17 protein-coding genes are annotated in these 25,013 nt (G+C 60.3%); 12 read left to right on the top strand and 5 right to left on the bottom strand.

Features of this window, described 5'->3' with window-relative positions; translation table 11 throughout:
- The first annotated feature begins 10 nt into the window (after positions 1 to 10).
- From AC3RLQ_RS26320 to AC3RLQ_RS26310, 3 genes are all read left to right on the top strand, one after another.
- The gene (locus AC3RLQ_RS26320; protein ID WP_493031651.1) at positions 11 to 1,489 is read left to right on the top strand and encodes a glutamate synthase subunit beta; all 1,479 of its coding nucleotides are present in this window, start codon (positions 11 to 13) and stop codon (positions 1,487 to 1,489) included.
- 176 nt (positions 1,490 to 1,665) lie between these two features.
- Complete coding sequence (locus AC3RLQ_RS26315) at positions 1,666 to 2,421, top strand: hypothetical protein (RefSeq protein WP_493031650.1); 756 nt, start codon at positions 1,666 to 1,668, stop codon at positions 2,419 to 2,421.
- 523 nt (positions 2,422 to 2,944) lie between these two features.
- Positions 2,945 to 6,397 carry a S8 family serine peptidase gene (locus tag AC3RLQ_RS26310; protein ID WP_493031649.1) on the top strand — a complete coding sequence of 1,151 codons (3,453 nt, stop codon included), beginning with the start codon at positions 2,945 to 2,947 and terminating at the stop codon, positions 6,395 to 6,397.
- On the opposite strand, the gene AC3RLQ_RS26305 is transcribed toward AC3RLQ_RS26310, so the two are convergent.
- Positions 6,398 to 7,549 (bottom strand): M20 family metallopeptidase, encoded by a 1,152-nt coding sequence (locus tag AC3RLQ_RS26305; protein WP_493031648.1) that lies wholly within the window; start codon positions 7,547 to 7,549, stop codon positions 6,398 to 6,400.
- Between the two features lie 145 nt (positions 7,550 to 7,694).
- Here AC3RLQ_RS26305 and AC3RLQ_RS26300 point away from each other — a divergent pair, with 145 nt between their 5' ends.
- Positions 7,695 to 8,420 carry a c-type cytochrome gene (locus tag AC3RLQ_RS26300; protein ID WP_487683277.1) on the top strand — a complete coding sequence of 242 codons (726 nt, stop codon included), beginning with the start codon at positions 7,695 to 7,697 and terminating at the stop codon, positions 8,418 to 8,420.
- Here AC3RLQ_RS26300 and AC3RLQ_RS26295 read toward each other — a convergent pair whose 3' ends face one another.
- Positions 8,421 to 9,716 (bottom strand): DUF1501 domain-containing protein, encoded by a 1,296-nt coding sequence (locus AC3RLQ_RS26295; protein WP_493031647.1) that lies wholly within the window; start codon positions 9,714 to 9,716, stop codon positions 8,421 to 8,423.
- Between the two features lie 539 nt (positions 9,717 to 10,255).
- The gene (locus tag AC3RLQ_RS26290) at positions 10,256 to 11,914 is read right to left on the bottom strand and encodes a DUF1549 domain-containing protein (protein WP_493031646.1); all 1,659 of its coding nucleotides are present in this window, start codon (positions 11,912 to 11,914) and stop codon (positions 10,256 to 10,258) included.
- Between the two features lie 108 nt (positions 11,915 to 12,022).
- On the opposite strand from AC3RLQ_RS26290, the gene AC3RLQ_RS26285 reads away from it, so the two are divergent.
- The 7 genes from AC3RLQ_RS26285 to AC3RLQ_RS26255 all read left to right on the top strand — a co-directional run bounded on the left by AC3RLQ_RS26285 (position 12,023) and on the right by AC3RLQ_RS26255 (position 21,295).
- The gene (locus tag AC3RLQ_RS26285) at positions 12,023 to 13,444 is read left to right on the top strand and encodes a DUF4013 domain-containing protein (RefSeq protein ID WP_493031645.1); all 1,422 of its coding nucleotides are present in this window, start codon (positions 12,023 to 12,025) and stop codon (positions 13,442 to 13,444) included.
- A gap of 765 nt (positions 13,445 to 14,209) precedes the next feature.
- Positions 14,210 to 15,073, top strand: a complete 864-nt coding sequence (locus AC3RLQ_RS26280; protein WP_493031644.1) for a sulfite exporter TauE/SafE family protein — start codon at positions 14,210 to 14,212, stop codon at positions 15,071 to 15,073.
- A gap of 768 nt (positions 15,074 to 15,841) precedes the next feature.
- Complete coding sequence (locus AC3RLQ_RS26275; RefSeq protein WP_493031643.1) at positions 15,842 to 18,670, top strand: PVC-type heme-binding CxxCH protein; 2,829 nt, start codon at positions 15,842 to 15,844, stop codon at positions 18,668 to 18,670.
- Positions 18,667 to 18,876 (top strand): hypothetical protein, encoded by a 210-nt coding sequence (locus AC3RLQ_RS26270; RefSeq protein ID WP_493031642.1) that lies wholly within the window; start codon positions 18,667 to 18,669, stop codon positions 18,874 to 18,876. Before AC3RLQ_RS26275 ends, AC3RLQ_RS26270 begins: the two co-directional genes overlap by 4 nt.
- A gap of 76 nt (positions 18,877 to 18,952) precedes the next feature.
- A complete protein-coding gene (gene galE / locus AC3RLQ_RS26265) occupies positions 18,953 to 19,957 on the top strand; it encodes a UDP-glucose 4-epimerase GalE (RefSeq protein WP_493031641.1) in 1,005 nt (334 codons plus the stop codon).
- A 315-nt stretch (positions 19,958 to 20,272) separates the two neighbouring features.
- A complete protein-coding gene (locus AC3RLQ_RS26260) occupies positions 20,273 to 20,947 on the top strand; it encodes a fibronectin type III domain-containing protein (RefSeq protein ID WP_493031640.1) in 675 nt (224 codons plus the stop codon).
- 30 nt (positions 20,948 to 20,977) lie between these two features.
- Positions 20,978 to 21,295, top strand: a complete 318-nt coding sequence (locus AC3RLQ_RS26255) for a hypothetical protein (protein WP_493031639.1) — start codon at positions 20,978 to 20,980, stop codon at positions 21,293 to 21,295.
- Between the two features lie 2 nt (positions 21,296 to 21,297).
- Here the strand turns inward: AC3RLQ_RS26255 and recN are convergent, their stop codons facing one another.
- Together recN and AC3RLQ_RS26245 are read right to left on the bottom strand one after the other, a co-directional pair.
- Positions 21,298 to 22,959, bottom strand: a complete 1,662-nt coding sequence (gene recN, locus AC3RLQ_RS26250; protein WP_493031638.1) for a DNA repair protein RecN — start codon at positions 22,957 to 22,959, stop codon at positions 21,298 to 21,300.
- Positions 22,960 to 23,099: 140 nt separating this feature from the next.
- The gene (locus AC3RLQ_RS26245) at positions 23,100 to 23,960 is read right to left on the bottom strand and encodes an AraC family transcriptional regulator (protein WP_493031637.1); all 861 of its coding nucleotides are present in this window, start codon (positions 23,958 to 23,960) and stop codon (positions 23,100 to 23,102) included.
- Positions 23,961 to 24,093: 133 nt separating this feature from the next.
- Between AC3RLQ_RS26245 and AC3RLQ_RS26240 the strand changes: the two genes are divergently transcribed.
- A complete protein-coding gene (locus tag AC3RLQ_RS26240) occupies positions 24,094 to 25,002 on the top strand; it encodes a dihydrodipicolinate synthase family protein (RefSeq protein ID WP_493031636.1) in 909 nt (302 codons plus the stop codon).
- Positions 25,003 to 25,013 lie beyond the last annotated feature (11 nt).

The following is a 25,013-nucleotide window of genomic DNA, read 5'->3' as shown; positions in this document are numbered from 1 at the left end:
ACAAGAGACCATGGGAAAACCAACCGGCTTCATCGAATTCGAACGCGAACTCCCCGCAGACCGCGACCCGCTTGAGCGTGTCAAAGATTGGAAGGAGTTCCACCTGCACCTGCCAGAGGAGCGCCTGAAGAATCAAGGCGCCCGCTGCATGGACTGCGGCATTCCGTTCTGCCACAGCGGCACCCTCATCAGCGGCATGGCCAGCGGCTGCCCGATCAACAACATCATCCCGGAATGGAATGATCTCGTTTTCCGCGGCCTGTGGAAAGAGGCGCTCGACCGCCTGCACAAGACGAACAACTTCCCGGAATTCACCGGCCGCGTCTGCCCCGCTCCTTGCGAGGGCTCCTGCGTGCTCGGCATTCACGAACCGCCGGTGACGATCAAGAACATCGAAGTCAGCATCATCGACAAAGGCTGGGAAGAAGGCTGGGTGAAACCCGATGTGCCTGATCAGCGCACCGGCAAGAAAGTCGCCGTCATCGGCTCCGGTCCTGCCGGACTCAGCGCCGCCGCACAGCTCAACCGGGTCGGCCATACTGTCACCGTATTCGAACGTGCTGACCGCCCCGGCGGCCTGCTCATGTATGGCATCCCCAACATGAAGCTCGACAAGAACGAGGTCGTCCTCCGCCGCGTGAAGCTGCTCGAAGACAGCGGCGTCATCTTCAAGTGCAACGTCAACGTGGGCACCGACATCACCGCCGAGCAGCTCCTCAAGGATTTCGACGCCGTCGTTATCTGCACCGGTGCCACCAAGCCACGCGATCTGCCAATTCCAGGCCGTGAGTTGAAGGGCATCCACTTCGCCATGGACTTCCTCACGGCGAACACCAAGGCCGTGCTCGATCCCTCCGGCAAATACATCACCGCAGACGGCAAGGACGTCGTCATCATCGGTGGCGGTGACACCGGCACCGACTGCGTGGGCACCAGCGTGCGCCACGGCTGCACCACCGTCACCCAGCTTGAAATCATGGCCAAGCCGCCGCTCAAACGCGCTGCGAACAATCCATGGCCCGAATGGCCCAAGACCTACAAAATGGACTACGGCCAGGAAGAAGCCGCCGCCAAGTTCGGCGACGATCCCCGCGTCTATCTCACCACCGCCACCCACTTTGAAGGCGACGCCGATGGCAATGTCAAAGCCGTCCATGTCGTCAACGTCGAGTGGAAGAAGGACGAAAAGGGCAACTTCGGCCCGCAGAAGATTCCTGGAACCGAAAAAGTCCTCCCTGCGCAGCTTGTGCTGCTCGCCATGGGCTTCCTCGGGCCAGAGCAGCCTCTTCTCGACGCCCTCAACATCGAGCGCGACCAGCGCAGCAACGTCAAAGCCGAGCACGAGAAATACACCACCAGCATCCCCGGCGTCTTTGCCGCCGGTGACTGCCGCCGTGGCCAGTCCCTCGTCGTCTGGGCCTTCAACGAAGGCCGCGGCGCCGCCCGCGAGTGCGACCGCTTCCTCATGGGCGAGACCGCTCTGCCGTAAGCTTCTCACAGATCAAGTGACCCAAAGCCCGGGATTCGCGAGAATCCTGGGCTTTTTGTTGGCCTGCTTTCAGACGTGATTTTCACCACCCGCCCTGTGCTTGGTGAATCAATTGTCACGCAGTCACTGCGGATTGGACAAAGGTTCGCCTTCGCTATTAGAAGCAGCTGTTCCCCATGAATTTCTATTCTCGTTTCCTGCTGGCATCGCTGTTCGTCTGTCTTTTGCCGGGCTGCTCCAGCTCGGTCAGCGAACGCCTCCATGTGCGCAGGGTGGTGGTGGTCAACTATATCAAGCCCAGTCTGGCGCGCGTGCGGGTCGGCTTCACCGTGTTTGGCAACAAGCCTGCCATCAACGAATCCGTGCCCGGCCTGGAGTCACGGCTGCAGCAGGCGGTCAAAGATGCCGCGCAGCAGCGCTTCACGGAAGTCGTCCACCTCAACCCTCCGCCCACGCCGCCCAAACACCGCAGGGCCTGGCTGGACGTTTCCGAAATCTACGGTGACTTTGCTAAGTCCTTGGCCGCGCAGCACCACGCCGATGCTGTAATTTTGATCCTTCCCCGCCCGTTCGTGCCCTATGGCATTCCGCAGTATATGGCGGCAGAAGGCCCTTCGCTCTACTTCAAAAGCGGCGTCATGCTCCCCTACGTGGGGATGGATGTGCTCGTCTTGAACGGTCTCACAGGTCGCAAGTTCAGTCTCGGCCTGTTTGCCGCTGAGAGAAAAGTGGCGTTCATGGCCTGGAAAGACCATTTCAGCGACTACAATGTCACGGAGCAGCAGATGCTGCTGGATGAGGCCGTGAGCGCTTTCACCGGCAGGCTGAACAAGTCCATCGACGCTCAGGGCTTCAAACCAGCCGGTGCCGGGAAAGGACTGCCACCTCCGGTTTCTTCCCAGACTTTCCAAACGATCAACCACGCGTGGTAGGGCAGACACCCACGCCCGGAATTGGCAAACGGTTCTTTGCCTGAATCCCTGGCACCATGATTCTCGAGGCCCTTCCCCTTCAAAGAATCACCCCTCTATCTGGCCCAGTCCGCCCTGCTCGCCCTAAGTCTGCTAATGGTGGTGGCTGGCCGCGTCGGGCATCTGCGGTGCCTGTGTCGGACTTGCATTGCACTCGTGTTCCAGATGGGCGGGCTGTTCGCCGTCAGCATCTGCCGGGATGCGATGATGGAACGGAACCCATGATCCGCACCGATGCACCCATCCTCGGCATCTGGTCGGACGGGCAGGAGACCGTCACCCTCCACGCGAACCATCAGTTCGACTACCAGTCGCCAAACAAAACATCTTCCGGCGAATGATCGCGCTTCGACTTCAACCTGGGGTTCGAGATCAAAGCCGCGCTTCAATGACAGGCTTCAAGCCGTATCGGCTCCGATGCGCATTTTAGGTGGCAATTGAGCCAACTTCTGAGCATCCTTCCGGTTCGAGTGTCTCCCTTCCGATGCGTTTCGCCACCCTTCTGACCTTCCTCCTTTGCAGCAGCTCAGTGCTGGGGCAGATCGTCGTGGGCGGAAAGCAGTTTGAACGGTCCCTGACCGAGTCCGGCCCGAAGGGTGAATGGGTGGTATATGAAAAAGGTGCGCCTCAAAACGATGGAACGCGGCGCTGGCTCACAAAACGCGTGCTGGTTGAGTTGGCTCCCGGCACCCCCGCCGCCTCGCTGGCCCAGGTGGCGGGTGTCACGCAAACCTCGGCGCGCGGCAAATACGCCGTCGTTGAGTTCGCCGGGAATGCGGATGCAGCCATCAAGGGAGCCGCCAGCCTGCTTAAAGCACCCGGGGTGCGCTCGGCCGCGCCGATGCTCGCGCACCAGCTCTTTCACCGTTTCGCCCCCAATGACCCGTACGTTGCCTACAACGCTGCGAATCCCGGCTACCAGTGGCATTTGAGCAACACCGGCCAGAACGGTGCCGTTGCCGGTTCCGATTTGAATGTGCTGAGCGTCTGGGACAGCTACAAAGGCACGGGGGTACGCATCGCCATCGTCGATGATGGTCTGGAGGTCGGACACCCTGATCTCGCGCCGAACGTGGATCTCTCCCTCAGCTTCGACTTCAACGACAATGATAGCGATCCCTCCCCAGGCGCGACGAACTTCCATGGCACCTCCTGCGCAGGAGTGGCGGCCGCGCGCGGCAACAACGGCATCGGCGGCTCCGGCGTGGCTCCCGAGGCAACGCTGGTGGGCCTGCGTCTCATCGCCGCTCCCACCAGCGACCAGCAGGAGGCGGATGCCTTCGCCTATCAAAAGGACCTCATCGCGGTGAAGAGCAACAGCTGGGGGCCCTATGACGGTGCATTCGGTTCCGGCGGCCCGGACGTCCTCAGCGCGCAGGCGCTGGAGGATGCGGCCACGACGGGTCGCAACGGCAAAGGCACCGTGTTCCTCTGGGCGGCAGGCAACGGCAACGGCAACGGAGACGATTCAAATTATGACGGCTGGGCCAACTCGATCCATGCCATCGCCGTCTCCGCCATGAACGACAAAGGCAGGTCGTCCTTTTACAGCGAACCCGGCGCCAACATTCTTGTCTGCGCTCCCTCCAATGGTGGCAAGGAAGGCATCACCACCACGGACCGAACCGGGTCGCTGGGTTACAATGAAGATGGCGGCACGGTCGAGTACCCCGATTTCACCGACCCCAACTACACCAACACCTTTGGCGGCACGTCGTCGGCCACGCCTGCCGTCGCAGGCGTCGTGGCGCTCATGCTGCAGGCGAATCCGAACCTTTCCACGCGGGATGTGCAGGAGATTCTCGTCCGCAGCGCCACTCAGAATGACACATACGATGGCGACTGGATCACCAACGGCGCGGGTTTCCACTTCAACATCAAATACGGCGCCGGTCTGGTGAACGCGCAGCAGGCCACAGCCCTGGCCTCCACCTGGACCAACGTCGCCCCGCGTCAGTCTCGCACCTATGCGGCCGCGGCGCTGAACCTGCCCATCCCGGACTACGACAGAAGCGGTGTCTCCAAAACCTTCACCGTTCCCCTCGCCGACAATCTGCGGCTGGAACACATCACCGTTCATGTCAAAGCCGCTCACACAAATCGCGGTAACCTGGAGTGGCGTCTCGTTTCCCCCAGTGGCATCTCGGTGCGTCTGGCTCGCTCTCGCTTCAACGACAACGGGGCCGATCTCGACTGGACCTTCATGACCACGCATTGCTGGGGCGAGCGCTCTGTGGGCGACTGGAAGCTGCAGGCCATCGACCAAGTGGTGGGGGATGTCGGCACACTGACTGACGCCACCATCACCTTTTACGGCACGCCGACGGACAGCGCGCTGCCCCTGCCCGTCATCACCTCCAACTGGATCGTCGTGGGCCGTGAAGGCTGGGAGATGAATCAGCAGATGACCGCCTCCAATTTCACCACGAGCTTTGATGCCGGAATCAATGCCACCGGTTCATTGCCTGCGGGGCTCTCCCTCAATCCCACCACCGGGCTGATCACCGGCACACCGCAGGTGACCGGTGTGTTCGAAGGCTGGCAAAGCGCCACCAACGCCACTGGAACCACCTCAGACTTCGCCTACTTTTACATTCTTGCGGCCACGCCTGCCCTGTCGGTTGCGGTGGAGCAGCCGACCAGCCTCAAAATCGTGCCGTTTGGATTTGGCGATCCTTTTAGCCAGACCACCACGACTCATGATGGCGTGGACGCGGTGCAGACCGCAACGGTCGATGACGAGGAATATTCAGGTATGGAATTCACCGTGAACGGTCCGGCGCGGTTGGAGTTCCAATGGAAGGTTTCATCCGAAAAGAACTACGATTATCTCGTGCTTACAGTGGACGGATATGTCCGGGACTACATCACGGGTGAAACCGATTGGAAATCCTCCATGACCGATGTCGGTCCGGGACCTCACAACATCGATATCTACTACATGAAGGATCAGGCGGTGGCCAAGGGACAGGATGCTGGCTGGGTGGACCAAATCGTCATCACCCCCACGACCTCGGCTCCGGTGATCACCACAACGACCTTGGACGCCTATGAGGGCGTCTATTTCCGTCAGGTCATCAAGGCCTCAAACGCTCCGGCAACCTACACAGCCGAGGGTCTGCCCCCCGGGCTCACACTGGATGCCACGACGGGTCTGCTCTACGGCAGCGTCTCTGCACCCGGTACGTACCAGATCACGCTCCACGTCACCAACGACTTCGGCACCACGACCCAGGTCATCACGCTCCAGGTGGGCACCATCGCACAAGGCCTGGCGGAGGCGTTGGACGCCCCAGCCCAAGCCATCACGTCTGCGGGCGATCTCACATGGGTGCCGCAATGGTTGTACGCGCATGATGGCAATGACGCGGCCCGCAGCGGCCCCATTGGAGACCTCCAGCGCAGTGAAATGACCACCCAGGTCACCGGGCCGTGCAAAGTGACCTTCTACTGGGGCATTTCTTCTGAAGCTGACTACGATTTCATGCGCTTCTATATCGACGACGTGGAAAAGGAAGCCATCAGCGGGGAAGTGGGCTGGACACGCAAAGCCTTCCTGATTCCCTCCGGCTCCCACACGCTCAAATGGTCCTACATCAAGGATGACTTCACCGCTTCGGGCCTCGATTCCGGCCTGGTTGACCAGTTCGAAACTCATCTGGACAATGACGGTGACGGAGTGCATTCAGACCTCGAAACCTGGTTCGGCACCAGCGACGCCGATCCCCGCAGCTTCCCACAAACGGTTCTCGCCCGCATCACGAGCACCACGCTGCAGTTTCCATCCGTGCCGGGCAATGACTACCTCATCGAATACAGCGATGACTTGAAGGAATGGACTCCTAACATTTTCACGGCGACCGGCACATCCACCACATGGACGGACTTGAATGCAGTAAACAAAACCCGCCGTTTCTACCGGGTGGGGATTCCTTGATTACTTCAAGCTGGCGAGGAAACGACGGAAAAAAGTCACCCCCTCCTCCAAGTCACTCACGGCAATGAATTCATCCTTCGTATGCGCCTGAGCAATCGAACCGGGGCCTATGGCAATGGCCGGAGTGCCCGCGACTGCCAGAAAGGCAGCATCGCAGAACCACGGCGCGCCGGTCAGACCGGCTCCGGCGGCAATCAACTTCTGCACAAAGGCATTCTCGGGGTCTGTATCGAGGTGAAACGCCTCGCTGGCGACGGTGACCCGGGCGGTTGAGTCAATGCGCTGAACAAAATCAGTCAGAAGCGCCAGAGCCCCGCCTGCACGCTGCAAACCCGGCGTGGTGCGTATATCCAGGCGCAGTTTGCATGAATCTGCCACAATGTTGCTGCGTGTGCCGCCCTGAATCATGCCGAGGTTAATGGAACTGGTCCCGAGCCACTCGTCCTCACCACCGGCTTCAGCCAGGATTTCACGGAACTCGGTGTCTAGCGCCGAAACGAGCTTTGCCATTTTCACAATCGCATTTACACCCAGATGCGGCGTGGCGCCATGAACTGCCACACCTGTGGTATGCACATCAGCCCACAGACAGCCTTTGTGGCGAAACACGGTTTTCAGGCTCGTGGGCTCACCGATGATGGCGAGATCATAACGCCCATGATGCTTCGCAAAGTGTTGAGAACCAAGCTGTGCGCTCTCTTCGGACATGAATCCAACGAAGTGCACTTCAACCGGCAGGGAGGGGATTTCGTCGCGCATCTCGTAGAGCGCCCAGAGCATGGAGGCCATGGGGCCCTTGGTGTCGGAGGTGCCGCGGCCCCAGATTTTGCCGTCGCGGAGTTCGCCGCCGAAGGGGGGGATGGTCATGCCGCCGACACTGACGGTGTCGGTATGGGGGGCGAAGAGAATGCGGGGCTTTTTGCCTCCATTTGCGCTGGGATGCGTGGGGAAGCGCCCGATTACATTTGGACGCGCAGGCTCGACCTCTTCCATGGTCACCTCAGCTCCGGCAGATCGTAGAAAATCTGCGACATACTGTGCGCATTGTTGCTCGCCGATGCCATCGGTGCCGGGGTCGCCATCGGGATTGACCGAGGGGATGCGCACGAGTGCCTGGGTAAGTTCGACGACGTTCGATGCAAATGGAGGCATCTGGGAGAAAGGCACAGGCAGGGAGGGGGCGCAAGTGTGGGACAAAATTGTCCTGCGGTGTGTCGGATTTGGCAAAGAAGGCCCCGGCGGCGGTTCCTTGAGGCATTGTTGTAACCCGGGTGCAACTTACGGCGTTTTTTGCCCCATGAAGTTCCACCACATCGCACTCATGCTCCTCGGCTGCATCGGAGCGGGACATGCCACCGAACCCGTCATCACCACGAAGGCCACGGATGGGAAAACGATCTTCCAGACTGTCTGCGCGCAGTGCCACGGAACCTCTGGTGAGGGCAAGATTGAACTCAAATCTCCTTCCATTGCCGGGATGCCTGCCTGGTATGTGAACACGCAGTTTGCCAATCTGCGTGAAGGGCGGCGCGGACATGATGCGGCTGATCCGCAGTCGTTCATGATGGCGGCGATCGCCAAGGCGCTGCAACCGGAGCAGATCAAGGCGGTGGTGGCCCATGTGGAGCAGATGCCGATCAAGGTGCCCGTGGGCAAGGACCGGGTGATGGCCAACACGAACCCTGAGGAGGGCATGCGGCTCTTCCAGGAGCGCTGCATGGAATGCCACCGGTACAATGCCAGCGGAGAGATGACCTTTGGCAGTCCGCCGCTGATTGGGCGTCAGGGCTGGTACCTGGAGGAGCAGCTCAAGAAATTCAAATCTGGCAAACGCGGGGCCATCAAGAACGATGTGAATGGCGCGAAGATGGTGCAGATCACGACCTCGTTCATCGAGGACGAGCAGATGCTGCGGGACGTGGTGGCCTACATCATGACATTGAATCCCGACGCGGCGGCCTCCCCGGAGGAGCAGAAAAAGCAGATCATCGAAGGCAGTCCGTTTGAGAGCGCTGGACGCTGATCAGGCGTGGGCCTGCAGTTCCTTGACCGGCTCGCCTTTGCTGAGGGCCATGGGGCGGCCGACGGGGGTCATGACTTCTTTGCTGTAATCGATGCCGAGGAGGTTTTGGACTGTGGCGTGGAGGTCTTCGACGAGGATGGGGTTCTCGGGGGCTTGCTTCTCGCCCTGAGGATCGGTGGAACCAATGACGCGGCCACCGGCGAAGCCGCCACCGGAGACGAGCATGCTGAAGCCGTGGGGCCAGTGGTCACGACCACCGACGTTGTTGATTTTTGGGGTGCGGCCAAACTCACCGCCGCAGACGACGATGGTGCTTTCGAGGAGGCCGAGTTTTTTGAGGTCGCGAATCAAGGACGCGTAGGCGGCATCGAGGATTTTTACCTGAGAGGCCTGGCCTTCGAGGTTGTTGGCGTGGGTGTCCCAGCCATTGAGCGTGACCTCCACGCAGCGGACGCCCGCTTGAATGAGGCGCACAGCGGCGAAGCAGCCGCGGCCGAAGGGGGTGTCGCCATAGGCATTGAGTTCTTTGGCCGGGGCATCGCTGACGTTGAAGGCTTTCAACTGCTCGGAGGACATCATGTTCCGTGCCCGCTGCATGGAGATTTGGTGGAGTGTTTTGTTTTGGTCCATGTCCGGCTCGCGGCCGCGAGCGAAGGCCTGCTCGACCACGGCCAGGCCTTCCATGCGGCGGTCCAGGCGTTTGTCATCCACGCGTGCTTTGACATCGGGGACGGGAAACTTGGGGTCGTACATTTGGAACGCGTCGTATTTGGCGCCGAAGAAGCCGCCGCGTGCGGGCCATTGGTTGGGCAGGATGGAGACGTGTGTCGGGATCTCGATCTTTGCCTCGGGCAGTTCGTGGCAGACGATGGCGCCGATGCTGGGGTGTATGAGGGTGGGATCGGGGCGGTAGCCGGTCTTGATGTTGTAGAAGGCGCGCTCGTGGTCGCCTTCTTTGCTGACCATGGAGCGGATGAGGGAGACGTCCTGCATGACGCTGGCGGTTTGTTCTAGACCGGCGGCAAAGTTGACGCCTTTGATGGCGGTGGGGATGGTTTTGACGCCGCCGCCGATCTTGGTTTCGGGGTGGGGGTCGAAGGTGTCGAGCTGGCTGGCGGCGCCGCCGAGCCAGAGGAGGATGACGGAGCGGGCGGGTTTGCCGGTGGGGGCGGTTTCGGCTTCGACGGCGAGGATGTCTGCGAGAGGGGTGAGCCAGGAGAGGCCGGCTGCGCCGGTGCCGCGGAGGAGGGAGCGGCGGGTGAAATGCGAGGGGCTATGACAGGGGGAGGTGTTCATGGCATGAATCGTGGGCAATGAGTGCTAAGGCGACGTTTCATCGCAGCGGAGGGACGTGGAGACGCTGCTGGAGGGGGCGACGTGTGAAGTGTGCGCTGGGTTTGCTTCCCGGAATTTTGGGCCTAACCCAGGGTCGCCTCGCTGAGGCTCGGCTGACCCTGGGCTGAAATCCGCAGCCCCTTTGGGGCTGGGGAGCGAGAGTCTGAAGCCGGGATGGGCGTTCCTGACCGAGTGGCATGTGTTCATGAATGCCGCTCGGTTAAAGGAATGTGCCGCAGCAATCGAACGCCGGAAACAGCGGCTCCCTTGGAGCGCAGGCTTCAGTCCGCGGCAGATCGCTTGCGCAGAGGAAGAAGTCATCGCCGCAGTGTGTGGCAAGCAGGATGATGCGATGAAGGTTGAAATGCAGAAGTGGCTCGCGGAGTCAAGGGTGCACGCGGAGTGCTGCGGACTGGAAGTCCGCGCTCCAGGACGCTTTGACTTGCGGCGCTCAATTCTGCGATGGGCGTTCTTGACCGAAGGGCAAGCTTTCATGGCATTCAGTGGTTCCAGGAAAACTCGGTGGCGTTCATGAGGGTCCAGTAGAGGTCGGACATGGCGCTGCTGCGGGAGTTTCTGCTCTTGGAGGTGGCCAGGAGGCTGGTGAAGTGGGAGGCTTCGGCTGGCGTGGGACGGCGCGTGAAAATGGAGAGGTAGGCGGCCTCCACGGCCGTAGCATTGTCAGGGGCCAGCATGCTGATGCGGGTGCTGGCGTTGATGAGCGGATTGTTGCCGGTGTTGGTGGTGATCATGTTGCCGTTCATGAGCAGGAGGCGCTGGGGAATGGTACCGCCGGCATCGTCGAAGTTGTCCTCGCCGGAGTCGCCGTAGCGTTTGACGAAGTTGGCCACGTCAAGGTCGCGCTTGATGCGGAAGAGGACGTGCGTCTCCGCGTCGATGGTGCTGAGGGAGGCGGCCTGGATGACGCTGCCGGCCATCTGCTCGGGGCGGAGGCGGGTGACGGGAAAAGCGGCCCAGGCGTTTTCCGCTGCGGTGGTGACGGGATGGGAGGGATCGGCTGACTGGCTGGACATCTGAAAGGCTTGCGTGCCGACGATGACCCGGATCAGGCGCTGAATGTCATACCCGTGCGAGATGAAATCATCCGCCAACAACTCCATGCCGGCAGGAAAAGGTCCGTCGAGCGGGATCTCGTCCACGGGTGCAATCAGGGGACGGTTGAACAGAAGAGCCCACATACGGTTCACGAGAGCGCGGGCAAAGGCCTTGTTGTCTTTGGCCGTGACCCAAGCGGCGAGCTTCGCGCGCGGAGTTCCTTTGGCAGGCAGGAGTTCGGGTTTCCAAGGTACGAGGGCGGGAACTTTTTCCTCTTCGGTTTTGCCGAGGTAGCGGACTTTGTAGCTCTGCTTGGGGTCATCGCGCAGGCCATTTAAGTTGAAGTCCGCCTGACCGAAGAATGCGGCGAGCTGATGGAAGTCGGTCTGCTTCCAGGTGCTGCCGAGCTTGCCGTCGTGGCACTGGACGCAGTCGATGCGCACGCCGAGAAAGGCACGGCTGACTTTGGCGGCGAGTTTCACCTCGTCAGGGCCCTTTTTGTTTTCGTTTGTGACTGTGACGAAGTTCACCTCGGGATTGGTGGTCCAGACGCCGTTGGAATCGATCAGGGAGCGAGCGATCTGGTCGTAGGGCCGGTTTTGCTGGATGGCATCGCTCAGCCAGTCCACCAGCCGCCGACGACGGTACATGAGGAAGGGGCCGTTTTCGATCCCCACATAGACGCGGGCCAGGCGCTCGGCCAAGTAGTCACTGGTGCGGCGGTCTGAGAGCAGGTGGGACAACCACCATTGCGGTGCGTCCGTGCCTTTTAGCGACTCCAGCAGGCGAAGCTCCTGCAAGGAGGGAATGCTGCCCGTCAGCGCGAGGGACAGTCGGCGAACGAGGGTGAGGTCATCCGTTTTTCCCACGGGAGTCAGTGCTTGCTGTGCCCAGGCTTTTTGGAAATCTGCGTCCACCGCCTGCGCTGCCCGCTGAATGTCCGCAAGCTGCGTTTTGGACATCCTTGGGGCGCTTCCCGTGGCGGCCACCGGAGGGGTCAGCAGTTCCGCCACACCCAAAAAGGCCCCCACCGCCACGGCAACCAGGATGAGGGTATTGCGCAGCCAGAGCAGCCAGCTTGAGGAGGAAGGGGCGGAATTCATGACGGGAGGCTGCGTTCGAGCCTGTCTAGTAACACGCGAAGCCAACATTGGTTTCCTGAGGAAGTTTGCAACAAACACCGAGCAGACGACTTTCATAGGGCTTCCTGCATGTCTGAACCTCCGCTGCTGCCCACCCTGCCTCCTTCCCTACCCATGGAGATGGAGGCTGGGGAGGCGCATCAAGAGGCCAACGAAAACGCAACGTCCGCTCACAAGGACAAAAAGGACGGAAGGGACCCAAAGGACACCGGGCTCCATGACGGCCCGGTGATTTGCGACTGCTCAAGTGCGAACTGTGAGGGGACGGCGATGGAGGAACCTCCGGCGCTGCCCGTTTCGGAGTTCGACCAGAACCGCCTAAAGGCGGGACTACAATACGCGCCCTCAGTGGAGCCGCATCATAACCCAAGTCTCACTGTACCGGTGGTGGAGAAGCGGGGCTTTTTTCAGAAAGTGGGCTCGGGGTTGGACTGGTTGTTTGGGCTGGGGGCGCTGCTTGTTTTGGTGGCGGCGTGCTCGGTGGTGCCGGTGCTGAATTTTTTGAGTTTGGGCTACCTGCTGCATGTGAGCGGGACGGTTGCGCGGACCGGGCGCTTTCGTGATGGGTTCATTGGTGTGAGGAAGGCCGCAGTTCTGGGCAGCCTTGCGGCAGGTGTTTGGATCGTCGTGTGGCCGGCACGCCTGCTCTCCACGATGTGGAAGGATGCTGAACTGATCGCTCCCGGGAGCGGGATTGCCAAAGGGTGGCATGCGGGGTTGATCGTCGTGATTGTTCTCACGCTGGCGCACATTGTGTGGGCCTGTGTGCGCGGCGGGAAGCTGCGGCATTTTTTGTGGCCGCAGCCGCTGCGCTTCAAACGCTGGCTGAGCACGCCGGGGAAGTTTGGCAATCTTCAGGGCATGATCACCGGCTACATCATCGGGCTGCGGCTGCCGTTTTATTTCTGGCTGGGCCTGCGCGGGTTTGTGGGTGCGCTGGTATGGCTGATTGTTCCGGTGGGTATTTTGCTGGGTGCGACGCGTCTGCCGGTGGGCGGCTCGGTGGTGCTCTCGCTGCTGGGCGGGGTGCTGCTGCTGGTGGTGGCGATTCATCTGCCGTTTTTGCAGGCGCACTTCGCGCAGACGGACCGGTTCAGCGCCCTGTTTGAGCTGCGTGAGGTGCGCCGGTTGTTTCTGCGGGCGCCGCTGGCGTTTTGGTTTGCGCTCCTCATCACGCTGCTGTTCGCGGTGCCGCTGTATTTGCTAAAGATCGAGCTGACACCGCGTGAGCTGGCGTGGCTGCCGAGCCTGCTGTTTGTGATTTTCATCTTTCCGGCGCGGGTGTTGACGGGATGGGCGATGAGCCGGGCGACGAGGCGTGAAGAGCCGCGGCATTGGTTTCCGCGATGGATGGCGCGGCTGGGGATTGTGCCGGTGGCGCTGGCTTACACGCTGGTGGTGTATTTCACGCCGTATCTATCCTGGAACGGGGCGTGGAGTTTGCTGGAGCAGCATGCGTTTCTGGTGCCTGCGCCGTTGATGGCGTTGTGAGGGGTTTGCGATTGTTTGCGATTGTTTGCGGTGGTTGGCAGTGGTTTGCGGTGGTTGAGATGAGGGGGTGTGGGAGGATGAGGAGTGATGGGAGATGGCGGAGCGCCGTACAGAGGCTGTGTGGACCACGCCGCGTTGGGGCGGAATGGAAGCGCGGGAAGACGAAGGGAGATTTGTGTCACCGCTACGCGGTTCCACGGGATTCCAGAGTCATGGGTGGCGCGGTTCCGTGGGCTTGCGCCCACGGCTACCGTTATGTCAGCGCTACGCGCTTCAAATCGGCGGAGTCTGCAAAGGAGATGTCGATGGTCTTGAACGCTTGGTGAGCAGATGAGTGCGCTGGGAGCCGCACTCGGAAAGTGCGGACCACTTCGCGCTGTGGCGACATGGGCGTGAAGATGTTGGGCGGGGTTTGGGAGGGCTAGCTACCCCACGCTGACGCTTGTGACGGCGCTACGCGCTTCAAATCGGCGGAGTCTGCGAAGGAGATGTAGATGGTCTTGAACGCTTGGTGAGCAGATGAGTGCGCTGGAAAACCGCACTCGGAGAGTGTGGACCACTTCGCGCTGTGGCGACATGGGCGTGAAGATGTTGGGCGGGGTTTGGGAGGAATAGCTACCCCACGCTGACGCTTGTGATGGCGCTACGCGCTTCAAATCGGCGGAGGCAGCCAAGAAGATGTCGATGGTTTTGTATGCTTGGTGAGGAGATGAGTGCGCTGGAAACCGCACTCGGAGAGTGCGGACCACTTCACGCTGTGGCGACATGGACGTGAAGGTGTTGGCGGAGCTTTGGAAAAGTGGCGGAGTGGTGAATCTGGGCTTGTTAGAGAGGTGGCACGCGTCATTCATCCCGGCCCGAATGAACTGGCTTACTGAACATACGCTCCTGCCCGCAGACACCTGGATGCTCGTGCTCGCGGCGCTGGGGGCGATGTGCATCGGGATGTCGAAGGCGGGGCTGGCGGGGACTTCGACGCTGAATGTGGTTTTGATGGCGCAGATCTTTGGCGCGAAGCAGTCGGTGGGTGTGATTTTGCCGATGCTGATCGCGGCGGATTTCATGGGCTACATCATCAACCGCAAGGGCGGGAGCTGGCGGCGCATTGTGCCGATGGTGCCGCCGGCGATTGCGGGGGTGGTGGTGGGATGGTTCCTGCTGGGCCGATTCGACAACTCGATGGCGCGAATCGTGATCGGCTGGATCATCATTGTGCTGCTGGTCTTTAACTGGTTGCTGAACAAGCGGCGTCAGGACTTTCTGGCGCTGACCGAACACAAGGTGTTCACGTGGTCGATGGGCTTTCTGGCGGGTGTGGTGACGATGCTGGCGAATGCGGCGGGGCCGGTGATGACGGTGTATCTTCTGGCGCAGCATTTGGAGAAGAAGGAGCACCTGGGGGTGTTCAGCCGGTTCTTCCTGTTTATTAATTTGTTCAAGGTGCCGTTCAGCACGGATCTGGGGATCATCAATCCGAGGTCGCTGATGACGAACCTGACGCTGATGCCGTGGGTGGTGCTGGGGGTGCTGCTGGGGTGGTGGATTTTGAAAAGGCTGCCGCAGAAGGTGTTTGAGAATGTTTTGTTCTGGCTCACGGCGTTTGCGGCGGTGTGGTTGATCCGGGGGTGAGGAATGGGGGAGCGGATGGGCATTGAGCGGGAGGTTTGGAAGATAGCGGCACTCGATGGCTGCTGCGGAGTTCATTGCAGACGCTGCTGGTAGGTGCTGGGTGCGACGGAGTTCTGGATTTGCTTCCTGGTCGTTTGATTCTAACCCAGGGTCGCCTCGCCAAGGCTCGGCTGACCCTGGGCTGACTCCTCAGCCCCTTCAGGGCTGGTGAGCGGCGGAGCGGAGTGGTGGAAGATGGTGGCAGTCAGACAAGGCGGTTCAGCAAGGTGCCACGCTGGAGGTCGAGATGCTGGAGAGTCGTCCGGAGACACGGGTGCAAGCGGAGTGCTGCCTTCTACGCCAAGGCTACGAAGCGCCTGAACTCAAGGCGGCTAGAATGTGGAACGGTGGGTAACAATAGAGGTTATTCGGGAGGCGTGACGCTGTGGCCGTTCGTCCAGAACCGCCTTCCCCCTTCGCTCTTCGAGCTACGGAGGACAGGGAAGGCGGAACTACAAAACTTAAGCTGGGTTTGCGATGTTGTGGTGCGAAGAAGAGGGCAATTTTCGCAGAGCACCTGAACTCAAGTCGGCTTGATGGTGGAAGGGAGAGTCACAGCGGAAGTTATTCGGGAGGCCAGAGGCGGACTGGAAGTCCGCGCTCCGGAACCCTTTGGCCTGCGGCGGTCAATTCCGCGATAACCGTTCTTAACCGAGCGGCCCTTCACGCCCTTATTTTATTATTGGAGTATGTTGTCAGATTATCAGTCCGCAATACGCTTCGGCTCCCATGAAGCCCGTCCTGCTCGCTCTTGTCTTTTCGTCGTTTGCCGCTGCTGCGGAGTTTCCTGCGCTGTACAACAGTGATCCGGGAAATCCGCAGCCGACACCGGCGAAGGAGGCGCTGAAGATGCTGAAGCTGCCGAAGGGATTTAAGGCGACGTTGTTTGCGGCGGAGCCGGATGTGCAGAATCCGATCGGCTTGTCGTGGGATGCCCAAGGGCGCATGTGGGTGGCGGAGAACTACACGTATGCGGAGCGGGCGAAGCGATTTGACCTGAGCCTGAAGGACCGGGTGATCATTCTCGAAGACAAGGACTGGGATGGTGTGGCGGAGACGCGCAAGGTTTTCACGGAGGACGTGCAGATGCTGACGAGCGTAGAGGTGGGGCGTGATGGGGTGTGGCTGATGTGCCCGCCGCAGGTCTTGTTCATACCAGACCGCAACCATGATGACATCCCGGATGGTGAGCCGGAAGTGGTGATCGACGGATTCACGGTGGCGAAGGACAACTACCACAACTTTGCCAACGGACTGCGCTTGGGGCCTGATGGCTGGCTGTATGGGCGCTGCGGGCACTCGTGCCCCGGCAGGCTCGGCATTCCCGGCACGCCAGATGAGCAGCGGGTGCCGATGAAGGGCGGGATCTGGCGCTACCACCCTGAGAAGAAGATTGTGGAAGTGCTGACGCACGGGACGACGAATCCGTGGGGGCATGACTGGGATGCGAACGGGGAAATGTTCTTCATCAACACGGTGACGGGGCATCTGTGGCATCTGATGCATGGGGCGCACCTGATGGATTCGAGCAAAGAGAATCCCTTTGTGTATGAGAAGCTGGATACGATCGCGGATCATTATCACTACGACCGGAGCGGCAGCTGGACGGCGTCCCGTGATGGCAAGGCGAACAGCCTGGGTGGCGGGCATGCGCACATCGGGATGATGATTTACCAGGCGGAGCAGTGGCCGGCGGAATATCGCAACAAGCTCTTCACGCTGAACATGCATGGGCGCCGTGCCAATGTGGAAAGGCTGGAGCGCAACGGCAGCGGCTATGTGGGCAAGCATGAGCCGGATGTGTTTCTGAGTGATGATCCGTGGTTTCGTGGGATCGAGATCAGCACGGGGCCGGATGGGAGCGGGTTTATCCTGGACTGGAGCGATACTGGTGAATGCCATGACTCCACCGGCGTGCACCGTACCAGCGGACGTATTTTCCGGGTGAGCTATGGGGAGGTGAAGAAGCCGGAGACGCCCTTTGCGTGGCGCAAGGCGTGGCCGAAGGCGGATCTGAATTCGGCTGATGAACATGCGCGTGCTTTGGCGATTCGTGAGCTGACGCAGTTCTCGCCGCTGGATGCGATCACCGGCCCGATGCCTCATGCGGTTTATCCGGAGCTGGGATTTGATGCGGTGAAACTCGCGAAGGAGGACAAGTCTTCTTTTGTGAGACTGACGCTGGCTTCCACGCTCCAGCGGCTGCCGGTGGCCAAGCGTGCGGCGATGGGTGCGGCGCTGCTGGCGCATGCGGAAGACGCGAATGATCCGTTTCTGCCTTACCTGGTGTGGTATGGCATCAGTCCGCTGGCGAAGGAAGATCCGCAGGCACTTGTGGCACTGGCGAAAGACTGCACGTGGCCAAAGACGCTGCGCTGGATGGCAAGGAGTCTGGCGACACAGCCGGAGGCGCTGAATGCGCTGCTGGGGCAGGCGAAAGCCGGGCAGGTGGAAGATATTCTGGGTGGAATGGCGGATGCGTTTAAGGGGATCCGGAAGGCGGCGAAGCCGGAGGCGTGGGATGGGTTTGTAAAGCTGGCGGCAGGCTCACCAGAACCGGCTAAAGCCGGGACTACAATACAAGCGACAGCCGAGACAACGAAACAGATGGTTCAGGAATTGAGCATTCTGTTTGGGGATGGGCGTGCGCTGGATGATGTGAAGAAGATGGCGCTGGATGAGAAGGCGGACCTTTCGGCGCGTGAGTCGGCGCTGAAGACGCTGATTGAAAACAAGCCGGATGATCTGCGAGCGATCTGCACGCAGCTGCTGGAGGTGCGCGGGCTGAACGTGATCGCGGTGCGCGGGCTGGCGCTTTTTGATGATCCTGAGATCGGGCAGAAGCTGGCGGGGAGCTATCGCAAATTTGGACCGGCCGAACGTCCGACCGTGATCGACACGCTGGTGTCGCGGCCGAGCTTTGCCAAGGCGCTGCTGAAAGACATGGCGGGGGGGAAGATCCCGCGCGCTGATTTGACGGCCTTCCATGCACGCCAGATCAATGCCTTCAAAGATGAAGCGCTGTCCAAGCAACTGGTGGAGGTGTGGGGCGAGCTGCGTGAGTCTGCGGCTGATAAAAAGGAGCTGATCGAAAAGGTGAAGAAGCAGCTGACGCCGGCAACGCTGGCGAAGGCGAATCTCAGCCAGGGGCGCATGCTCTTCACCGCCATCTGCGGCGCCTGCCACGCCATGTACGGGCAGGGCGGGAAGATCGGGCCGGATCTGACGGGCTCAGGCCGTGCGAACCTGGACTACCTGCTGGAAAACATCGCGGATCCGAGCGGGGTGGTGAGTGCGGACTTCCGCATGAGCCTGCTGACGCACAAGGATGGCCGAGTGCTGAGCGGTGTGGTGACGGAATCGAACGCACGTACGCTGACGCTGCGCACGATGACTGAAACTTTGACCCTGGACCGTGCGGACATCGTGAAACAGGAGACCTCTCCGCTCTCGATGATGCCCGAGGGTTTGCTGCTGGCCTTCCAGCCGGATCAAGTGCGGGATCTGATTGCCTACCTGATGCATCCGGTGCAGGTTCCACTGCCTAAAGCCCCATGAGCACCTCTGGACCCAGTCGCAAATTTCAATTCGGCCCCGGCTGGCTGCTGTTTCTGGGCATGATAGCGCTGCTGCTATTCAACAAGAACAGCCGTGACGTTTTGAAGACGCTGAAGGAGCGTGTGAATGGACAGACACAACGGATGCGCACGGAAATGGATGGATTGAAGGCGGCCATGGAAAAGAAGCAGCAGGAGGAAAAGTAGCCTCGGGCCATTGGCTCAGGCTATTTTAAGACAATCTTTGTTTGGCAGCGGGCTCTACGGCTGCTGTATTTCCCGAATGTCACAAGGAACTCTTCTCATCACTGGCGGCGCAGGATACATTGGCTCGCATACTGTTCGTCATTTGCTCGAACAAAACGAACGTGTCGTGGTGCTGGACAACCTTGTCTTCGGGCATCGGGAGGCGCTGCCGATGGACCGGGTGGCTTTTGTGGAAGGGGACATGTCCGACGCGGCGCTGATGGAAAAGCTCTTCACCGAACACAAGCCGGAAGCGGTGCTGCATTTCGCGGCTTTTGCGTATGTCGGGGAGTCGGTGACGGATCCGCTCAAGTATTACCGGAACAATCTCGCCGCGCCGCTGACGCTGCTGGAAACGATGCAGCGCCATGGCTGCAAGCGCTTCATCTTTTCCTCCACCTGCGCGACCTATGGCGACCCGGTGCGCATCCCCATTGATGAATCCCATCCGCAGGCGCCGGTGAACCCTTACGGTGCGAGCAAATGGATGCTGGAGCGTGTGCTGCGTGACTGCGGCCATGCCTGGGGACTGAAGTCTGTGTTTCTGCGCTACTTCAATGCGAGCGGCTGCCACCCGAGCGGCGAAATCGGTGAGGACCACAATCCGGAGACCCACCTGATCCCGCGCATCCTGATGGCTGCCACCGGGGAGATCGAGAACATCACGGTGTTTGGCACGGACTACGCCACGCCGGATGGCACGTGCATCCGCGACTACATCCACGTGTGTGATCTGGCTTCGGCGCATGCGCTGGCATTGAGCTATCTGCGCAAGGGCGGTGAAACCATCGCGGTGAATCTGGGCACGGGCCGAGGGTTCAGCGTCAAAGAAATCATCTCCACGGCGGAAGCAGTGACGGGGAAAAAAATTCCGGTGAGCTATGGGCCGCGCCGCGCGGGTGATCCTTCAGAGCTCATTGCAGAGCCTAAACTGGCTAAAGAAATTCTTCAGTGGGAGGCAATTCACAAAGACCCACGGGAGCATATTGAGTCTGCCTGGAGGTGGATGAGTGGCGAGCGGAAGGGGCGGTATTCGGCTTGATTTTCAAGGACTAAAGATTTCAGCCATCGTGGTTGATGAACTATTCTGACTGCCGACAAAAATGGGCGTTGAGCCTACCGCGCCTAAATAAACCCTTTAACTAGAGCGGATCTAATAGATCTGAGGGAGTGTATTGACTCATCAATTAGATGAGCGCATGAAGAATGTCACATGCGATATGTAGTTTGAACGGTCTTCACTTAGGACTGTCGCACTATAGATTCACTTGGTTTCACACTTTAAATGAGAGCAGTTGTTAATGGGTTGGTCACCATCATCGCGTGCCTAAGCGGCACGCTGCTTCATGCTGTGGAATTGATCGGAGAACCACAGACAAAAACCACGGTCAACACCGCCACGATTCAATGGCGCACGGATGTGGAATGCGGCACGCGGCTGCAGTTTGGGCTGAATCCCGCAGCGTTGGACCGCAAGGCCGAAGGTGCGGTGACGCGTGATCACACCCTGCAGCTGGAAGCGCTGACACCGGCCACGACGTATTATTTCAGCGTGGGCAGCGCGCGCGCCAAGCTTGCCACAGGGAGCTTCACGACGGCTGGGGAAGCTCCTGCGGCGGCATCGCAGCCTTCGCTGATCCGGCGTGTGCTGAATGTCATCACTCCGGAGAAGAAGGAGGCTCCTGCGGCGGTTCCTCAGCAGGCCCCGCCGACTCGACAGACCTGGGGGCATCTTGATTCACTGCAGGATCATTTTGAGCGACATGGCAGCGACTTCTCCAGCAAGTCGCCTGATGACTACGCGGCAAAGGCCTGGCTATTCCTTCAACGGGCCCGCGCTGAAAACCTGCCGATGAAGCTGGACGACACGGACAGAACGCTTCGCGTCTTTGATCCCGCCACACGCGTATTTGGTGCATACAACGGCGCTGGCAAGACCAAGACCTTCTTTAAGCCGGACAATCCCAGCTATTGGCAGCGCCAGCCCGGGAGAACCGTGCAAGCGGCTGACCTCCGCTTTTCTCCGCGCTGAGAACGCCCCACTGACCTTCAAAAAACAACCATGAAAAACAACCTCAATTTCTGCCCCGTATGTGGCTATGACAAGCTCGCTGAGCCGCCGAGAAACCGAACCGGAGGCGCATCGATGGAAATCTGTGCCTGCTGCGGATTCCAGTTTGGCGTGACTGACGATGACAAAGGTGTGAGCTACGATGATTTTCGCCAGCAATGGATCACGGACGGAATGCCGTGGACCAGCACGGGGAAAAAGGCCCCCAAAGGGTGGAACCCGCAGACGCAGCTGGGCTCACTGGCGCTACGCGCCACGCTGAGCCGGGTGAAGGGCCGCCCGCCGCGGATGGCAACCATCTTTGCGTGAGATCACGCCGCGCCTTTAAGCAAACTGAGCGCATGCACGCGCGCGCTGTCGGCGCTGCCGCCAAGCATGCGTGCGAGTTCGTCGACGCGTTGTTCATCGCTCACAGCCTGAATCTGTGAGCGCGTGGTGTTGCCGGTGATCTCCTTGGTGACCACGAAGTGGCTCTTCGCGAGTGAGGCCACTTGTGGGAAGTGGGTGATGGCGATGACCTGATGAGTCGTGCCCAGCGCGGCCATTTTGCGGCCGACGGCTTCGGCGATGTTGCCGCCGACGTTGGCATCGATTTCATCAAAGACGAGGAGGGGCACGGCGTCCTGCTTTGCGAGGGCGCTTTTCACGGCGAGCAGGACGCGGGACATTTCGCCGCTGGAGGCGGTGAGGCGGAGAGGCTTGGAGGGCTCGCCGGGATTGGGCGCGAAGTGGAAATCGACTTCTTCGAGGCCGTTGCGTTCGGGTGATGGGAGGACGGCAAGCTGGGCCTCGAACACGCTGCGTTTGAAGCCGAGATCGAGGAGATGTGAGGCGACTTCTTTGGCGAGCTTGGGGGCGGCATCATTGCGCTTCTTGGAGATTTGTTTGCCGAGTTTCAGCACGTCCGCCTCGCGCTCTTTGACGAGCTTTTGGAGCTTGGCGATTTCTTCGCCGCGGTTTTCCATCTTTGCGAGCTTGCGCTCGGTTTCGGCGAGGAACTCCAGGATCTCGGCGATGGTGCGACCGTACTTGCGCTTGAGGGTCTGGATGGTGTGGATGCGGCTTTCGAGCTTGTCGAGTTCAGCGGCGTCGATCTCCAGATCATCGGCGTAATCCTGGACACTGCTTTCGAGCTCGGTGAGTTCGATTTGGGCGGACTTGAAGCCTTCGAACATCGTGGCGGTGGCGGGATCAATTTTTTCCAGCTCGTGGATGCTGCGGCTGATCTCGCGCAGGCCATCGATCACGCTGCCTTCACCTTCGCTGAGGCGGCCGGTGATGCTGCCGCAGAGTTCGGCGAGGCGTGCGCCGTTGGCGGCAATGCGATGGCGGGATTCGATTTCCTCTTCCTCGCCCGGCTTCAAGTTTGCGGACGCGATTTCGTTCGCCTGGAACTTGAGCATGTCGATCTGCTGGCTGCTGGCGCGCTCGGAGTTTTCGAGTTCATCGAGTTCTGTCACGGCGGCGCGCCAGAGCTTCCAGGTGTCCTGGTATTTGCCCAGCAATTCCTCAACGCTGGCATACTTGTCGAGCATCTCGAGCTGGCGGTCCTTGGAATTGAGGGACTGATGATCGTGGGGGCCGTGGAGATCGACGAGGAATTCGCCGAGGCTTTTGAGGACCTGAATGGTGACCGGGGAGCAGTTGACGAACTGTTTGTTGGCTCCGCTGGTGCTGATGGAGCGTTTGATGAGGAGTTCGCCGTCCTGGCAGGGCTCCAAGCCGGCTTCTTCGAGCACGGCATCGATGGCGCGGGTGTCCTTGAGGTGGAAACCGGCCTCCACGGTGCAGGCGTCCTGGCCGTTGCGGATGAGGCTGCGGTCGGCTCTTTCGCCCAAGATCAGCTTCAAAGCGCCGACGATGATGGATTTGCCTGCGCCCGTCTCCCCCGTCACGCCGATGAGACCAGCGGCCAGCTCCCAGGTCACGTCTTCAACGAGGGCCAGATTGCGGATTTTGAGGAAGGAAAGCATGGGGAAATAGAATGGTGGGCAAACGAACATGTAACGTCCTTTCTGCATTTCAACCACCAGGAGACAGACCCGCTGTCGAAAATTTGGTCACCTTGCCAGATCGAAGGCGGGACGCCTCGATCCGGTGACAGGCCGGAGGCCTATCCTCCGCGGGGCGATCTTCCACTCCATGCTTTAAAAGCGCGCGAAAAATGTGCGGCGGATTTGTAACCGAGCTCGGCGGCGACGCCTTTCACCAGGGCATCGGGCTGGCGGAGTTTGATGGCGGCCTGGGAGAGCTTGAGGCGGGTGAGGCAGGCGAGCGGGGTTTCGGTGTCGTAGCGCTGGAAGAGGCGGGTGAAGTAAGCTGCGGAGACGAAGCAGGCTTTGGCGGCCTGCTCGATGCTGCTGAGGACGGGATAATTGCGCAGGAGATGACCACGGCAGCGCAGGTAGGTGGCGTAGGCCGGGTCCATTTTGGTGGTGGCAGGCTGGCGGGAGTCCGCGCAGAGGACCAAGGCGTGCTCCAGCGTGGCGCAGGCTGCGCGCAGGCCGAAACGGCCGCCACGAAGGGCGTGGTCGATGACTTCTTCGAGAAGGGAGACCACGCGGGAGGCGTCCGTGACGCGGAGCACGCTGCCGGGAGAGAGATCAAGATCGCTCATCAGCGTGGCGGCACGTGTGCCGGTGAAATTGATGAAGTACTTCACCATTGGCTCCTCCGCCGAGCTGCGGATGACCTGAGGGGTGCTGGAATCGAAGACGAAGGCGTGGCCGGACTCGATGTCATGGGTCTGATCTGCCAGTGTGACGCTGCCCGTTCCTTTGGAAACGAACTCGAAGGCGAGAAAGGGGAATTTCTGACGGTCCACGACGAAATCCGGGGCACACCATTCACAGCCTCCGCCCACGAGGCAGAGGGTGGAGGCATCGTGCTGGCGTTCCTCCCATTCGGGGAGGAAGAAGCGTCGGGTTCGCACGACTTGCTTTGAAAAATAGTCGGCCTGGTCGGTGGCGGGCATGGGGATGGGACAGGATCAAAGTTTCCAGGCGCATGAATCTTGCGGCCAAGGGTCAAGAATCGTCATTTCACCGGCAAACATTCGACGCACTGGCGGGTTGCTATTTGGTGGTCTCGGAAGTCACTTGCTGACCATGGCCCAACCCCTTTCCGGCATCATACCGCCCCTCGTCACTCCGCTGCGTGATCGCGACCTGCTCGATTGTGAAGGTTTGGAGCGACTGATCGAGCACCTGATCGGTGGCGGGGTGTCCGGATTGTTCATTCTCGGCACCACGGGTGAAGGGCCCAGCCTGAGCTATCGGCTGCGGCGTGAGTTGATTGAGCGCACCTGCAAGCAGACGGCAGGCCGTGTGCCGGTGCTGGTGGGCATTACGGACACGTCGTTCACTGAGAGCGTGAACCTGGCGAGGCATAGTGCCGAGGCGGGAGCCACGCATGTGGTCACGGCGCCGCCGTATTACTTCCCTGCCGCGCCGCCGGAACTGCAGGAATACATTCAGGATCTCGTGGCGGAGATGCCGCTGCCGATGTTTCTCTACAACATGCCGGGTTTGACGAAGGTGAGCTTTGAGATCGACCTGGTGCGTCGTGCGCTGGACATGCCCGGCATCTGCGGGGTCAAGGACAGCTCATGCGACATGATCTACTTCCATCGCCTGCTCGAAGTGGCGAAGCAACGGGCTGACTGGAGTGTACTGGTGGGGCCGGAAGAGCTGACGGCGGAAGCCGTGCTGCTGGGTGGGCATGGAGGCATCAATGGCGGGGCGAATCTGCATCCGAAGCTTTATGTGGAGATGTATCGGGCCGCAGCGGCGCAGGATTTGAAGCTCACGCGCGAACTGCATGCGAAGGTGATGCAACTGGCGGGAAGTATTTATACGGTGGGGCGGCACAAGTCGGCGATCATCAAGGGCATCAAGTGCGGCCTCTCGCTGCTGGGCATCTGTGAAGATCACATGGCGGAGCCGTTTCACCGATTCCGTGACCCGGAACGTGCGATCATTCGTGAAAGACTCGTCAGCCTTGGCCTGATTGCTTAACCCTTCCCACC

Source organism: Prosthecobacter sp. GW821-HT29F12 (assembly GCF_058803405.1).
Note: the sequence above shows the minus strand (reverse complement) of the source record. Positions and strands in the feature narration are given on the sequence as shown.

Bases quoted from the DNA above. Each gene is read 5' to 3' on its own strand.
- AC3RLQ_RS26320 (WP_493031651.1), top strand. From the start codon at position 11: ATGGGAAAACCAACCGGCTTCATCGAATTCGAACGCGAACTCCCCGCA.
- AC3RLQ_RS26315 (WP_493031650.1), top strand. From the start codon at position 1,666: ATGAATTTCTATTCTCGTTTCCTGCTGGCATCGCTGTTCGTCTGTCTT.
- AC3RLQ_RS26310 (WP_493031649.1), top strand. From the start codon at position 2,945: ATGCGTTTCGCCACCCTTCTGACCTTCCTCCTTTGCAGCAGCTCAGTG.
- AC3RLQ_RS26305 (WP_493031648.1), bottom strand. From the start codon at position 7,549: ATGCCTCCATTTGCATCGAACGTCGTCGAACTTACCCAGGCACTCGTG.
- AC3RLQ_RS26300 (WP_487683277.1), top strand. From the start codon at position 7,695: ATGAAGTTCCACCACATCGCACTCATGCTCCTCGGCTGCATCGGAGCG.
- AC3RLQ_RS26295 (WP_493031647.1), bottom strand. From the start codon at position 9,716: ATGAACACCTCCCCCTGTCATAGCCCCTCGCATTTCACCCGCCGCTCC.
- AC3RLQ_RS26290 (WP_493031646.1), bottom strand. From the start codon at position 11,914: ATGAATTCCGCCCCTTCCTCCTCAAGCTGGCTGCTCTGGCTGCGCAAT.
- AC3RLQ_RS26285 (WP_493031645.1), top strand. From the start codon at position 12,023: ATGTCTGAACCTCCGCTGCTGCCCACCCTGCCTCCTTCCCTACCCATG.
- AC3RLQ_RS26280 (WP_493031644.1), top strand. From the start codon at position 14,210: ATGGACGTGAAGGTGTTGGCGGAGCTTTGGAAAAGTGGCGGAGTGGTG.
- AC3RLQ_RS26275 (WP_493031643.1), top strand. From the start codon at position 15,842: ATGAAGCCCGTCCTGCTCGCTCTTGTCTTTTCGTCGTTTGCCGCTGCT.
- AC3RLQ_RS26270 (WP_493031642.1), top strand. From the start codon at position 18,667: ATGAGCACCTCTGGACCCAGTCGCAAATTTCAATTCGGCCCCGGCTGG.
- galE (WP_493031641.1), top strand. From the start codon at position 18,953: ATGTCACAAGGAACTCTTCTCATCACTGGCGGCGCAGGATACATTGGC.
- AC3RLQ_RS26255 (WP_493031639.1), top strand. From the start codon at position 20,978: ATGAAAAACAACCTCAATTTCTGCCCCGTATGTGGCTATGACAAGCTC.
- recN (WP_493031638.1), bottom strand. From the start codon at position 22,959: ATGCTTTCCTTCCTCAAAATCCGCAATCTGGCCCTCGTTGAAGACGTG.
- AC3RLQ_RS26245 (WP_493031637.1), bottom strand. From the start codon at position 23,960: ATGCCCGCCACCGACCAGGCCGACTATTTTTCAAAGCAAGTCGTGCGA.
- AC3RLQ_RS26240 (WP_493031636.1), top strand. From the start codon at position 24,094: ATGGCCCAACCCCTTTCCGGCATCATACCGCCCCTCGTCACTCCGCTG.